The organism is Enterobacter cloacae complex sp. IR5402 (assembly GCF_049238125.1).
In the GTDB taxonomy this organism is placed as follows: Bacteria; Pseudomonadota; Gammaproteobacteria; order Enterobacterales; family Enterobacteriaceae; genus Enterobacter; species Enterobacter hormaechei_C.
In genome coordinates this window covers 120856-134607 of sequence record NZ_JBMKHO010000007.1, presented here as the reverse complement: position 1 = coordinate 134607, position 13752 = coordinate 120856, and the positions used below count along the sequence as shown (strand labels likewise).

10 protein-coding genes are annotated in these 13752 nt (G+C 57.7%); 9 read left to right on the top strand and 1 reads right to left on the bottom strand.

Going from position 1 to position 13752, the window contains the following annotated elements:
- Positions 1 to 146 precede the first annotated feature (146 nt).
- The 7 genes from ACOTXL_RS13935 (at position 147) to ACOTXL_RS13905 (ending at position 7303) form a co-directional block, all read left to right on the top strand.
- On the top strand, positions 147 to 476 hold the full coding sequence (locus tag ACOTXL_RS13935) for a YqcC family protein (RefSeq protein ID WP_003862740.1): 330 nt from the start codon (positions 147 to 149) through the stop codon (positions 474 to 476).
- On the top strand, positions 473 to 1258 hold the full coding sequence (truC, locus tag ACOTXL_RS13930) for a tRNA pseudouridine(65) synthase TruC (RefSeq protein ID WP_045337384.1): 786 nt from the start codon (positions 473 to 475) through the stop codon (positions 1256 to 1258). Before ACOTXL_RS13935 ends, truC begins: the two co-directional genes overlap by 4 nt.
- Before the next feature lie 15 nt (positions 1259 to 1273).
- Positions 1274 to 1723, top strand: a complete 450-nt coding sequence (locus tag ACOTXL_RS13925) for a flavodoxin (RefSeq protein ID WP_023295346.1) — start codon at positions 1274 to 1276, stop codon at positions 1721 to 1723.
- A 308-nt stretch (positions 1724 to 2031) separates the two neighbouring features.
- Entirely contained in the window at positions 2032 to 3387 is a 1356-nt protein-coding gene (gudP, locus tag ACOTXL_RS13920; protein WP_003862734.1) for a galactarate/glucarate/glycerate transporter GudP, read from the top strand.
- The gene (locus tag ACOTXL_RS13915) at positions 3387 to 4727 is read left to right on the top strand and encodes an enolase C-terminal domain-like protein (RefSeq protein ID WP_045351026.1); all 1341 of its coding nucleotides are present in this window, start codon (positions 3387 to 3389) and stop codon (positions 4725 to 4727) included. The genes gudP and ACOTXL_RS13915 overlap by 1 nt, the downstream gene beginning before the upstream one ends.
- Positions 4728 to 4742: 15 nt before the next feature.
- On the top strand, positions 4743 to 6080 hold the full coding sequence (gudD, locus tag ACOTXL_RS13910) for a glucarate dehydratase (protein WP_003862731.1): 1338 nt from the start codon (positions 4743 to 4745) through the stop codon (positions 6078 to 6080).
- 77 nt (positions 6081 to 6157) lie between these two features.
- Positions 6158 to 7303: a glycerate kinase gene (locus ACOTXL_RS13905; protein ID WP_023314755.1), complete on the top strand. Its 1146-nt coding sequence runs from the start codon at positions 6158 to 6160 to the stop codon at positions 7301 to 7303.
- Between the two features lie 50 nt (positions 7304 to 7353).
- On the opposite strand, the gene barA is transcribed toward ACOTXL_RS13905, so the two are convergent.
- Entirely contained in the window at positions 7354 to 10113 is a 2760-nt protein-coding gene (gene barA, locus ACOTXL_RS13900; RefSeq protein ID WP_003862726.1) for a two-component sensor histidine kinase BarA, read from the bottom strand.
- Between the two features lie 57 nt (positions 10114 to 10170).
- Between barA and rlmD the strand changes: the two genes are divergently transcribed.
- Positions 10171 to 11469 carry a 23S rRNA (uracil(1939)-C(5))-methyltransferase RlmD gene (gene rlmD, locus ACOTXL_RS13895; protein ID WP_023314753.1) on the top strand — a complete coding sequence of 433 codons (1299 nt, stop codon included), beginning with the start codon at positions 10171 to 10173 and terminating at the stop codon, positions 11467 to 11469.
- A gap of 51 nt (positions 11470 to 11520) precedes the next feature.
- Positions 11521 to 13752, top strand: a complete 2232-nt coding sequence (gene relA / locus ACOTXL_RS13890) for a GTP diphosphokinase (protein WP_003862722.1) — start codon at positions 11521 to 11523, stop codon at positions 13750 to 13752.

Below are 13752 nucleotides of genomic sequence, written 5' to 3'. Positions count from 1 at the left end.
GTTGTCACGGATGAGCAGGGAGCACGTATTGTAGCTGGAATGCTGCGAAACGAACCGGGAGCACTGTTTTTACAGTGCTCCCTTTTTTATTTCTGTCTTCCGCAATGCTATGCTTCGCGCCATTCCGTTTTTCAGTTGAGGTATATATGTCGCATCATGACAGCGTTCGTGCGCAGTTGCACGCCATCGAAGCCCTTATGCGCCAGCATCAGCTGTGGCAGGATAACGCGCCGCAGCCAGACGCGTTCGCCAGCACCCAACCGTTTTGTCTGGATACGCTGGACCCGTTCGAGTGGCTCCAGTGGGTCTTAATTCCGCGTATGCACGCGCTGCTGGAAGGTGGCCACGCGTTGCCCGCGTCTTTTGCCGTCTCTCCCTATTACGAAATGGCGCTGGAAGCGACCCACCCGGCGCGTGCCATGATGCTGGTGGAGCTGGAGAAGCTGGATGCGCTTTTCGCCGGTGACGATGCATGACGCTTGAGATCCTTTATCAGGATGAGTGGTTAGTGGCGGTGAATAAACCGTCCGGCTGGCTGGTGCACCGTAGCTGGCTCGATCGCGATGAGAAAGTGGTGGTCATGCAAACCGTGCGCGATCAAATCGGTCAGCACGTTTTTACTGCCCATCGTCTCGATCGGCCAACCTCTGGTGTTCTGCTGATGGGGCTTTCCAGTGAGGCCGGGCGCCTGCTGGCGCAGCAGTTTGAACAGCACCAGATCCAGAAACGCTACCACGCCATCGTGCGTGGCTGGCTGATGGATTCCGCCACGCTTGATTATCCCCTGGTGGAGGAACTGGATAAAATCGCCGATAAATTTGCCCGCGAAGATAAAGGCCCGCAGCCAGCGGTGACCGACTATCGTGGTATGGCGACCACAGAACTGCCGGTGGCGACCAGCAAATTTCCGACCACGCGATACAGTCTGGTGGAGCTTTTGCCCAAAACCGGGCGCAAGCACCAGCTTCGCCGTCACCTTGCACATCTGCGCCACCCCATTATCGGCGACAGCAAGCACGGCGATCTGCGCCAGAACCGCAGCGCGGCCGAGCACTTTGGCTGTAACCGGCTGATGCTGCACGCCAGCGAGCTACGCCTGACGCACCCGTTTACCGGCGAACCGCTGACTATTCGCGCGGGGCTGGACAAGGTCTGGATGCAGGCGCTGTCACAGTTTGGCTGGCTGGGACAACTCCCCGAAAATGAAAGGGTTGAGTTTGCCGCAGGCAACGTTCAGGATGAACAGCAAGCGCAATAATTACGGGAGCAAAGCATGGCTGAAGTAGGCATTTTTGTCGGGACAATGTACGGCAACTCGCTGCTGGTGGCGGAGGAAGCGGAAGCAATCCTCGTAAACCAGGGCCATAAAGCAACGGTTTATGAAGATCCGGAGCTGGCGGACTGGGAAAAGTATAAAGATAAATACATCCTGGTGGTGACCTCCACCACCGGGCAGGGCGATCTACCGGACAGCATCGTCCCGCTTTTCCAGGGCATTAAAGACCAGCTTGGCTATCAGCCAGATGTTCACTATGGCATCATTGCCCTCGGCGATAGCTCTTACGCCAATTTCTGCGGCGGCGGTAAGCAGTTCGACGCGCTGTTGCAGGAACAGAGCGCTCAGCGCGTCGGAGAGATGTTGCTGATTGATGCAGGTGAACACCCTGAGCCAGAAAGCGAGTCAAATCCCTGGGTTGAACACTGGGCCACGCTCCTGAACTAACCCTGTACTAAACGAACGCCAGGCCGGGTAAGGCGAAGCCGCCACCCGGCAACGAAGCCGCACCCTATCCTCAATTCCGTGAAGTATCTTCCACCACTTTGGGCTTATGCCCCAAACCACGTTCCCCACGCCCGTCAATGTTGTGTTCCTGCACGGTGAGAGAACCGGTCACTCCTTCATATACTTTTCCCGTCACTATAAAACGGCTTCTGGCCGTACCAAAACCAAACACAAATCTCTCATTCTGATTACCCTACAGGTGCTGTACAGAATGAACCAGGCGAAAGCTATGTTTCAGGAGTGCAACAATGAGTACATTAAGCCACGCGGCGAGCAGCGCTGAGAAGCGCACCAACGCCCGCTACTGGATAGTGGTGATGCTGTTTATCGTCACCTCTTTCAACTACGGCGACCGTGCCACGTTATCCATTGCCGGCTCTGAGATGGCAAAGGACATCGGACTTGATCCGGTGGGTATGGGGTATGTTTTCTCCGCATTTTCATGGGCCTACGTAATCGGCCAAATCCCTGGCGGCTGGCTGCTGGACCGCTTTGGCTCAAAACGGGTCTATTTCTGGTCCATTTTCATCTGGTCGATGTTTACCCTGTTACAGGGCTTCGTGGATATCTTTAGCGGCTTCGGCATTATCATTGCGCTCTTTACCCTCCGCTTCCTGGTGGGCTTAGCGGAAGCGCCATCGTTCCCTGGCAACAGCCGTATTGTGGCCGCCTGGTTCCCGGCGCAGGAGAGGGGAACGGCGGTAGCGATCTTTAACTCGGCGCAATACTTTGCGACGGTTATTTTCGCGCCAATCATGGGCTGGCTGACGCATGAGGTGGGCTGGTCACACGTCTTCTTCTTCATGGGCGGGCTGGGGATCGTCATCAGCTTCATCTGGCTGAAAGTGATCCACGAACCAAACCAGCATCCGGGCGTGAACAAGAAAGAGCTGGACTACATTGCTGAAGGCGGGGCGCTGATCAACATGGATCAGAAAACCCAGAAAGCTAAGGTCCCGTTCAGCCAGAAATGGGGGCAGATCAAACAACTCGTCGGCTCACGAATGATGATCGGTATCTATCTCGGCCAGTATTGCATTAACGCCTTAACCTACTTCTTCATCACCTGGTTCCCGGTTTACCTGGTGCAGGCGCGTGGGATGTCGATTCTGAAGGCGGGGTTTGTCGCCTCCGTGCCGGCCATCTGCGGCTTCGTGGGTGGGGTGCTTGGCGGGGTCATCTCCGACTGGTTGATGCGTCGTACCGGTTCGCTGAATATTGCGCGTAAAACGCCAATCGTGCTCGGCATGCTGCTCTCCATGACCATGGTGTTCTGTAACTACGTCAGCGCGGAGTGGATGATTATCGGCTTTATGGCGATGGCCTTCTTCGGTAAAGGCATTGGCGCACTGGGCTGGGCGGTGATGGCAGATACCGCGCCGAAAGAGATCAGCGGCCTGAGCGGCGGTCTGTTCAACATGTTTGGCAACATTTCCGGCATTGTCACCCCAATCGCTATCGGTTACATCGTCGGCACCACCGGCTCCTTCAATGGTGCGCTGATTTATGTAGGCGTCCATGCGCTGGTGGCGGTACTCAGTTACCTGGTGCTGGTGGGTGACATCAAACGAATCGAACTGAAACCTGTTGGGGAGCGCGGATGATGACAACGCAATCAAGCCCGATCGTGACGGAGATGAAGGTCATCCCGGTGGCGGGGCAGGACAGCATGCTGCTCAACATTGGTGGCGCGCATAACGCCTGGTTCACCCGCAACATTGTGGTGCTGACCGACAGCGCAGGGAACACCGGCGTCGGGGAAGCGCCTGGCGGAGAGGTGATTTACCAGACGCTGGTCGACGCCATCCCGCAGGTGGTTGGGCAGGAGGTCGCCCGTCTCAACAAGGTGGTTCAGCGGGTTCATAAGGGCAACCAGTCGGCGGATTTTGATACCTTCGGCAAAGGTGCCTGGACGTTTGAACTGCGCGTTAACGCGGTGGCGGCGCTGGAGGCGGCTCTCCTCGATTTACTGGGCAAGGCGCTGAACGTGCCGGTCTGCGAACTGCTGGGGCCAGGCAAACAGCGTGATGCGGTAACGGTGCTGGGCTATCTGTTCTACGTTGGCGACCGGACTAAAACCGATCTGCCGTATCTGGAACGCTCGCCGGGTACCCACGAGTGGTATCACCTGCGTCATCAGGAGGCGCTCTCTGGCGAGGCGGTGGTACGCCTGGCAGAGGCGGCGCAGGATCGCTACGGCTTTAAAGACTTCAAGCTGAAAGGCGGCGTTCTGCCGGGCGAGCAGGAGATTGACAGCGTGCGCGCGTTGAAAAAACGCTTCCCGGAGGCACGCATCACCGTCGATCCGAACGGCGCCTGGCTGCTGGATGAAGCTATCGCGCTGTGCAAAGGGCTGGGCGACGTGCTGACCTACGCGGAAGATCCGTGCGGTGCCGAGCAGGGCTTTTCTGGCCGCGAGGTGATGGCCGAATTCCGCCGCGCTACCGGGGTGCCGGTTGCGACCAACATGATTGCCACCAACTGGCGCGAAATGGGCCATGCGGTGATGCTGAATGCGGTGGACATACCGCTTGCGGACCCGCACTTCTGGACCCTTTCCGGCGCGGTGCGCGTGGCGCAGCTGTGCGATGACTGGGGCCTCACCTGGGGCTGCCACTCCAATAATCATTTCGACATTTCGCTGGCGATGTTTACCCACGTTGGCGCGGCGGCGCCGGGCAACCCGACCGCCATCGATACGCACTGGATCTGGCAGGAAGGCGAAGCGCGCCTGACCAAAAATCCACTTGAAATCAAAAACGGCACAATTGCTGTGCCGGATGCGCCGGGGCTGGGCGTGGAGCTTGACTGGGATCAGATCCACAAGGCGCATGAAGCGTATAAAAAACTGCCGGGCGGCGCGCGCAACGACGCAGGCCCGATGCAGTACCTTATCCCCGGCTGGACATTTGACCGTAAGCGCCCTGTATTTGGACGTCACTGATAAAAGGATCGAACGATGAGCACATTTTCTACCCCTGTAGTTACCTCCATGCAGATCATTCCTGTCGCGGGACATGACAGCATGCTGATGAACCTGAGCGGCGCCCATGCGCCGTTCTTCACCCGTAATATTGTGGTGATCAAGGACAACTCAGGGCATACCGGTGTCGGTGAAATCCCGGGCGGGGAGAAGATCCGTAAAACGCTGGAGGACGCCATTCCGCTGGTGGTGGGTAAGACGCTGGGCGAGTACAAAAATGTGCTGACTCGCGTGCGCACGACCTTTGCCGATCGTGATGCGGGTGGCCGTGGTCTGCAAACGTTTGATCTGCGCACCACTATCCATGTGGTCACGGGCATTGAAGCCGCAATGCTGGATCTGCTGGGCCAGCATCTGGGCGTCAATGTCGCCTCCCTGCTGGGCGACGGCCAACAGCGCAGCGAAGTGGAAATGCTCGGCTACCTGTTCTTTATCGGCAACCGCAAACTCACCCCGCTGCCGTACCAGAGCCAGCCGGACGAAAAATGCGACTGGTATCGTGTGCGTCACGATGAAGCGATGACCCCGGACGCGGTGGTGCGCCTGGCGGAAGCCGCGTATGAAAAATATGGCTTTAATGACTTCAAGCTGAAAGGCGGCGTACTGGCGGGTGAAGAAGAAGCTGAGGCGATCGCCGCGCTGGCGAAGCGCTTCCCGCAGGCGCGCGTCACGCTGGATCCGAACGGTGCCTGGTCGCTTGATGAGGCGATCAAAATCGGTAAGCAGCTTAAAGGCGTGCTGGCCTACGCGGAAGATCCGTGCGGCGCCGAGCAGGGGTTCTCCGGACGTGAAGTAATGGCGGAGTTCCGTCGCGCCACCGGGCTGCCAACCGCCACCAACATGATCGCGACCGACTGGCGTCAGATGGGGCACACGCTCTCGCTGCAATCGGTGGACATTCCGCTGGCAGACCCGCACTTCTGGACGATGCAGGGCTCGGTTCGCGTGGCGCAGATGTGCCATGAGTTCGGCCTGACCTGGGGCTCCCACTCCAACAACCACTTCGACATCTCGCTGGCGATGTTCACCCACGTGGCGGCCGCTGCGCCGGGCAACATTACCGCCATCGACACCCACTGGATCTGGCAGGAGGGCAACCAGCGCCTGACCAAACAGCCGTTTGAAATCAAAGGCGGCATGGTGCAAGTTCCTGCTACGCCGGGGCTGGGCGTTGAGCTGGATATGGACCAGGTCATGAAAGCGCATGAGCTTTACCAGAAACACGGCCTGGGCGCGCGTGATGACGCGCTGGCGATGCAATACCTGATCCCAGAGTGGAGATTCGACAATAAACGTCCGTGCATGGTACGATAAGCTCATTGGGACCGCTCCCATGAGTGGTCCCTTACGTGGTGTATGCTTAACGTAACTAACATGCGTAAGGATGGCTTATGAAAATTGTTATCGCTCCGGACTCGTATAAGGAAAGCTTGAGCGCGCTGGAGGTGGCGACAGCGATAGAGGTCGGTTTTCGCGAAATTTTCCCGTCAGCGGACTATGTCAAATTACCGGTTGCCGATGGTGGTGAAGGGACGGTGGAAGCGATGGTGGCAGCCACGCATGGGCGTCTTGTCCATGTTCCTGTTACCGGGCCTTTGGGTGAACGCGTGGAAGGGTTTTTCGGGTTATCCGGAGACGGGAAAAGCGCCTTTATCGAGATGGCGGCAGCGAGCGGTCTGGAGCTTGTTGCTCCTGCAAAGCGTAACCCGTTAATCACCACCTCCTGGGGAACCGGGGAACTGATCCGTCATGCGCTGGATGCGGGCGTTAAGCATATCATTATTGGCATTGGAGGCAGCGCGACCAATGACGGTGGCGCAGGCATGGTGCAGGCGCTGGGCGTAAAACTGCTGGATGCGAAAGCGCAGCCCGTTGGGCCGGGCGGCGGCGAACTGGCAAGCCTTGCGCATATCGATCTTAGCGGGCTGGATAAGCGGCTGGCAGCCTGTCGAATTGAAGTGGCCTGCGATGTAACCAACCCCCTGATCGGCGAGACTGGCGCTTCTGCGGTATTTGGTCCGCAGAAAGGGGCGACGCCGGAGATGGTCAGGACGCTGGACAACGCGCTTGCGCATTACGCAAAAATTATCGCCCGGGATATGGATATTGACGTCTTAAACCTGGCGGGCGGCGGTGCGGCTGGCGGAATGGGGGCGGCGCTGTATGCATTTTGCGGCGCACAGCTCCGTCAGGGGATTGAGATTGTCACCGATGCCCTGCATCTCGATGAACAGGTCGCGGACGCCGATCTGGTGATCACGGGCGAAGGGCGTATCGACAGCCAGACGATCCACGGAAAAGTGCCCGTTGGCGTGGCGAGAGTCGCGAAACGCTATAACAAGCCGGTTATTGGCATTGCCGGCAGCCTGACGGCGGATGTTGGCGTGGTGCATGAGCACGGACTGGATGCCGTATTCAGCGTGATTTACACCATCTGCTCGCTGGAGGATGCGCTGGAAAATGCGCAACAGAATGTACAGATGGCCGCAAGGAATATTGCGGCGGTGATAAAGATGGGGCAGGGGATGTCGCGTTAACGTTCGTGCTCCTGTAGGCCCGGTAAGCGAAGCGCCACCGGGCTTTGGTCTTAGCTCCCCAACACCTTCATTGCTTCCCGCGTCACGTTGTCCATCTCGTCCAGCAGCTCCAGGAACTCCGGTTCGAGATCGGATTCTGGCGTACCCGCGCGGAGCTGCTGTTCAAGCAACTGGCAGAGATTTTTCAACCGCGGTACGCCGCTGTAGCCGCAGCTGCCATGCAGTTTATGAATGGCTTCCAGCAGTCCTTCGGGGTTTTCACCCACCAGCTGTTCTTCAACCTTGTTACGGATCTCAGGCAGGAAGTCCACCAGCATTTGCAGCATATCGCGGGCCAGATCGGGTTTGCCTGCCGCCTGGCGCAGCGCCAGTTGCCAGTCAAACGTGGCATTCTGGTTAACGCTGATCTCCGGCGATTCAGCTGTAATGGTGTATGTCCCGCCAATGTGCCCCGGCTTGTAGCGCAGCAGCAGGCTGTGCAGCTTCTCTTCGTCGATCGGTTTCGCCAGATAATCGTTCATGCCCGCACCCAGCAGTTTCTCCTTTTGCCCCGCCATCGCGTGCGCCGTCACGGCAATCACCGGCGTCTGCTGCTGGTGCGGAAGCTGGCGAATCAACTCGCAGGCGCGGATGCCATCCATGCCCGGCATCTGAATATCCATCAGGATCAGGTCGAACTGCATCTGTTTGGCTTGTTCCACGGCTTCGGCGCCGCTGGTACACAGCTCAACATGCTGAACCTGATCCTCAAGCAGCACGCCAATCAGCTTCAGGTTCGCCGGGTTATCGTCCACGGCCATCACCGTCATCGGCAGCTTATGTTCGTCATTTTCCAGCGGCAGGGACTGATGCGTCAGACGGCAATATTCGGTCAACGCAGGTAACAGCCGTGTGGCGGTGAGGGGTTTCAGCAGACACGCCGCCGCTCCGTCGTTTTTCAGCTCTTCGGCGTTGATTTGGGCGTGGCACGGCAGCGCCAGCAGCAGGTAGTCCGTCATTGAGGCCGCCTTCGCCAGGCGTTCCTGCTGCATGGTCAGTTCTCCGGTAAACGTCACCGGAATCCCCAACAACAGGATATCGTAATGATCGTTCGCCAGCGCGGAGAAGGTCGGGCTGTAGATGACCTCCAGCGGCGTGCTGCTTAATACATCAAGCGTACACTGCGCTGCCGCGGCGTTCGGTTCCACATAGGCCAGACGCATCCCCTTCAGGCACCCGGTGACCGGGCCGTCGGTCTGCACGTTCGGGTTAAGATCAAGGTTGATATGGAACCAGAAGGTTGAGCCCCGGTTAGGCTGGCTGTGGAAGGAGATATCGCCTCCCATCTCTTTCACCAGCTTTTGGGTGATCACCAGCCCCAGGCCCGTTCCGCCGTGACGACGGGAAATGCTCGCATCGGCCTGGCGGAAAGCCTGGAACAGACGCGTCTGATCGCGCTCCGGAATACCGATGCCGGTATCCCGGATCTGCACTTCAATCTGGACTTTGTTATTACTGAGCGCCCTTTTTTCGACCAGAATGTCGATGTTGCCGCTCTCGGTGAACTTAATCGCGTTGCCCACCAGATTGGTAATGACCTGTTGCAGGCGCAGCGGGTCGCCAATGACGTTATCCGGCACATCATTTTTAATATTGAGCGTCAGTTCCAGACCCTTATCATGCGATGAGTGGGCAAGAAGCGTGACCACGTCATCCAGCGTGCTGCGCAGCGGGAAGGGAATACTCTCCAGAATCAGCTTGCCCGCTTCCAGCTTCGAGAAGTCCAGTACGTCGTTAATAATGGTCAGCAGGTTATTGGCTGAGCGTTCAATGGTATGCAGATGGTCACGCTGGGTCGGGTTCAGCTCGCTTTTGAGCGTCAGACGGGTAAAGCCAATCACCCCGTTCAGCGGCGTGCGCAGCTCGTGCGACATGTTCGCCAGGAATTCAGACTTAATACGCGCCGCCTCCTGAGCACGTTTTTTCGCCAGATCCAGCTCCACGTTCTGGATCTCCATCTGCTCCAGCGTTTCGCGCAGGTCAGAGGTGGCCTGGTCAACGTTGTGCTGCATCTCTTCGTGATAAGCCGCCAGCGACATCGCCATTGAGTTGATGCCGTTTTTCAGCATATCCAGCTCGCCGAGCATAAAGCCTTCCACGCGGCTGTCGAGCTGACCCCGGCGGATCCGGTCAACGGTATTCACCATGTTGCGGATAGGCCCCGTGACGTCGCGCATCAGTCGCCAGCCGAAGATCAGCGCGATGCCAATACAGAACAGCATCATCACGCCGGAGATGAAAATTTCTTTGTACTGCTGGAGCCGCACCGACTTGAGATCCAGCTCCAGCGCCACATATCCAAGCATATTATTGCTGGACTTCGCATCGGACTGGGCAGATTCGTCGGGTGAATAGCTTTCGGAGATAATCGGCGTGCGCAGGATCATGATATCGCCTCGCCGCAACACCGTAAGATGACGCGGGAAGGGGGTACCATCCGGGATTTTCAGCGACGTGGGATCCAGATGGAAATTCGAGGTGACGAACAGACGGTTATGCTCATCATAAACGGAAATGGCGCGTACGATCTCTGAATGACGGCGGTGCAATACGCTGATTAACTGACCAATGGATTCACGGTTTTGCAGGTTCATGCCGTACTCGCTGGAGACGGCCAGCGGTTCGATAATACTGGCCCCGGCATCTTCAAGCTGTCTCTGCAAATCGTTATAGCGATGCACTACAAAGAAAATGCTCAGCAGCAAACCGATGAGAACGGTAGGAGCGAGGATCAAAATCATCATGCGCGCGCGCAGGCTGTAGTTGGTCATGGAGTTCCGTTATGGGACAATCAGGCTAATTATGTTTATTTGAGAACAATCTTGGCGATGGCGCAATTCTACTCTGCAAAACGACGCGTGACGACGCGTCAGATCATAACTGTTGAAGCCTCTGACCTCGATCCTTTTGGACAGGGGGTGGCGCGTCACAAGGGTAAAACACTGTTTATCACAGGTTTGCTGCCAGGAGAACGTGCAAATATTACGCTGACGGAAGACAAACGTCAGTATGCGCGCGGTCAGGTCAAGCGCCGTCTTAATGATAGCCCGGAGCGCGTGACGCCTCGCTGCCCCCATTTTGGCGTCTGCGGTGGCTGCCAGCAACAGCATGCCAGCACTGAATTACAGCAAAAAAGTAAAAGCAGCGCGCTGGCCCGCCTGGTCGGGCACGACGTGAATGACATCATTGCCGATCGGCCCTGGGGCTACCGTCGCCGCGCTCGCCTGAGCCTCAGCTACCAGCCCAAAACCGAGCGGCTGGAGATGGGGTTTCGCAAAGCCAGCTCCAGCGATATCGTCTCTGTCACGCAGTGCCCTGTTTTGGTGCCCCATCTTGAGGCATTGCTCCCGGACGTGCACCACTGTCTTGCATCGCTGGATGGCGTGCGTTCGCTCGGCCATGTCGAACTGGTGTTGGCCAACAGTGGCCCGCTGATGGTGCTGCGCCACACCGCGCCGCTGTCAAAGGCGGATCGCGAAAAACTGGAACGCTTTTCGCATTCTCATGAGCTTGCGCTTTTCCTCGCGCCGCAAAGCGAGATACTTGAGCAGGTCAGCGGAGAAGCGCCCTGGTATGCGTCAGACGGGCTACGCTTAACGTTCAGCCCGCGGGATTTTATCCAGGTCAACGACGGCGTGAACCAACAGATGGTGGCGAATGCGCTGGAATGGCTCGACGTACAGCCCACTGACCGGGTGCTCGATCTGTTCTGCGGCATGGGGAACTTTACCCTGCCGCTGGCCCGCAGAGCAGCAAGCGTGGTCGGAGTGGAAGGCGTTGAGGCGCTGGTGGCGAAAGGCCAGGAGAACGCCCAACAGAACGGTTTGCAAAATGTGACATTCTTTCATCAAAATCTTGAGGATGATGTCACTCAGCAACCGTGGGCTAAGCAGGGCTTTGATAAGATCCTGCTCGATCCGGCGCGCGCAGGTGCGCCAGGCGTGATGCAGCATATAATTAAACTCGCGCCTGAACGCGTGGTCTATGTTTCCTGTAACCCGGCGACGCTTGCCCGTGACAGCGAAGCATTATTGAGCGGGGGTTACCAGATTCGGCGTCTGGCAATGCTGGACATGTTCCCGCACACTGGTCATCTGGAATCGATGGTGTTGTTCGAGCACATCTAATGAGTTTGGCTTGTCGACTTCGACAGGCCCTTGTCCCTAAAGGAGAGGACGATGGTTGCGGTAAGAAGTGCACATTTAAATAAAGCTGGTGAGTTTGACCCTCAAAAATGGATCGCAAGTCTGGGGATTTCCAGCCAGCAGTCGTGTGAACGCTTAACCGAAACCTGGGCCTATTGTTTACGCACAACGCAGGGGCATCCGGACGCTGAACTGCTGTTGTGGCGCGGCGTGGAGATGGTTGAAATTCTCTCCATGCTGAACATGGACATCGAAACGCTACAGGCCGCACTGCTGTTCCCCCTGGCGGACGCCGACGTGGTGACGGAAGACGTCCTGCGTGAAAGCGTCGGCCAGTCCGTCGTGGCGCTCATCCACGGCGTGCGTGATATGGCAGCCATTCGTCAGCTTAAAGCCGCGCAAACTGACTCTGTCTCTTCCGAGCAGGTGGATAACGTTCGTCGTATGCTGCTGGCGATGGTAGATGATTTCCGCTGCGTGGTGATCAAGCTGGCCGAACGGGTTGCCCATCTGCGTGAAGTAAAGGATGCGCCGGAAGACGAGCGCGTCCTGGCCGCCAAAGAGTGTACGAATATCTATGCGCCGCTGGCGAACCGTCTGGGTATCGGGCAACTGAAGTGGGAGCTGGAAGATTACTGCTTCCGCTACCTGCATCCGGCGGAATACAAACGCATTGCAAAATTGCTGCACGAACGCCGCATTGACCGCGAGCACTATATCGAGGAATTTGTCAGCGGGCTGCGCCAGTCGATGAAAGAGGAGAATGTGCGCGCCGAGGTCTACGGGCGTCCAAAGCACATCTACAGCATCTGGCGCAAAATGCAGAAGAAACACCTCGCCTTTGACGAGCTGTTTGACGTGCGCGCGGTGCGTATCGTGGCGGAGCGTCTTCAGGACTGCTATGCCGCGCTGGGGATAGTGCATACTCATTTCCGCCATCTGCCGGATGAGTTCGATGACTACGTCGCGAACCCGAAACCGAATGGCTATCAGTCTATCCATACCGTGGTGCTCGGCCCTGGCGGCAAAACGGTGGAAATTCAGATCCGTACCAAACAGATGCACGAAGACGCCGAGCTGGGCGTGGCGGCGCACTGGAAATACAAAGAGGGTACCTCCGGTGGCGGTCGCTCCGGTCACGAGGACCGTATCGCCTGGCTGCGTAAGCTGATTGCGTGGCAGGAAGAGATGGCCGACTCCGGCGAAATGCTCGACGAAGTGCGCAGTCAGGTCTTCGACGATCGCGTCTACGTCTTTACCCCGAAAGGGGACGTGGTTGATTTGCCGGCAGGCTCCACGCCGCTCGATTTCGCCTACCACATCCACAGCGATGTGGGGCACCGTTGCATCGGGGCGAAGATCGGCGGACGTATCGTACCGTTTACCTACCAGCTACAGATGGGCGATCAGATTGAAATCATCACCCAGAAGCAGCCAAACCCAAGCCGCGACTGGCTGAACCCAAACCTCGGTTACGTTACCACCAGCCGTGGGCGCTCAAAAATTCACGCATGGTTCCGCAAGCAGGATCGTGACAAGAACATCCTTGCCGGTCGCCAGATCCTGGACGACGAGCTGGAACATATTGGCATTAGCCTGAAAGAAGCGGAGAAGTTCCTGCTGCCGCGCTACAACTTCAACGAGCTCGACGAACTGTTAGCGGCGATTGGCGGCGGTGATATCCGCCTGAACCAGATGGTGAACTTCCTGCAAGCGCAGTTCAACAAGCCAAGCGCGGCAGAGCAGGATGCGGCAGCCCTGAAACAGCTCCAGCAGAAAACCTATGCTCCGCAGCAGCGCAGCAAGGACAATGGCCGCGTGGTGGTTGAAGGGGTGGGTAACCTGATGCACCACATTGCCCGCTGCTGCCAGCCGATCCCGGGAGATGATATTGTCGGCTTTATCACCCAGGGGCGCGGGATCTCGATTCACCGCTCCGACTGCGACCAGCTTGCAGAGCTGCAATCGCATGCGCCGGAACGTATCGTGGAAGCCGTCTGGGGGGAGAGCTACTCGGCGGGTTACTCGCTGGTGGTGCGCGTCACTGCCAACGACCGCAGCGGCCTGCTGCGCGACATCACCACCATTCTCGCCAACGAGAAGGTCAACGTGCTGGGCGTTGCCAGCCGCAGCGATACCCGCGAGCAGCTTGCCACCATCGATATGACTATCGAAATCTATAACCTTCAGGTGCTGGGCCGCGTACTCGGCAAACTGAACCAGGTGCCGGATGTGATTGACGCGCGTCGTCTGCACGGCGGCTAA

Excerpts from the sequence above, each read along its gene's own strand:
- ACOTXL_RS13935 (WP_003862740.1), top strand. The coding sequence starts at position 147 with ATGTCGCATCATGACAGCGTTCGTGCGCAGTTGCACGCCATCGAAGCC.
- truC (WP_045337384.1), top strand. The coding sequence starts at position 473 with ATGACGCTTGAGATCCTTTATCAGGATGAGTGGTTAGTGGCGGTGAAT.
- ACOTXL_RS13925 (WP_023295346.1), top strand. The coding sequence starts at position 1,274 with ATGGCTGAAGTAGGCATTTTTGTCGGGACAATGTACGGCAACTCGCTG.
- gudP (WP_003862734.1), top strand. The coding sequence starts at position 2,032 with ATGAGTACATTAAGCCACGCGGCGAGCAGCGCTGAGAAGCGCACCAAC.
- ACOTXL_RS13915 (WP_045351026.1), top strand. The coding sequence starts at position 3,387 with ATGACAACGCAATCAAGCCCGATCGTGACGGAGATGAAGGTCATCCCG.
- gudD (WP_003862731.1), top strand. The coding sequence starts at position 4,743 with ATGAGCACATTTTCTACCCCTGTAGTTACCTCCATGCAGATCATTCCT.
- ACOTXL_RS13905 (WP_023314755.1), top strand. The coding sequence starts at position 6,158 with ATGAAAATTGTTATCGCTCCGGACTCGTATAAGGAAAGCTTGAGCGCG.
- barA (WP_003862726.1), bottom strand. The coding sequence starts at position 10,113 with ATGACCAACTACAGCCTGCGCGCGCGCATGATGATTTTGATCCTCGCT.
- rlmD (WP_023314753.1), top strand. The coding sequence starts at position 10,171 with ATGGCGCAATTCTACTCTGCAAAACGACGCGTGACGACGCGTCAGATC.
- relA (WP_003862722.1), top strand. The coding sequence starts at position 11,521 with ATGGTTGCGGTAAGAAGTGCACATTTAAATAAAGCTGGTGAGTTTGAC.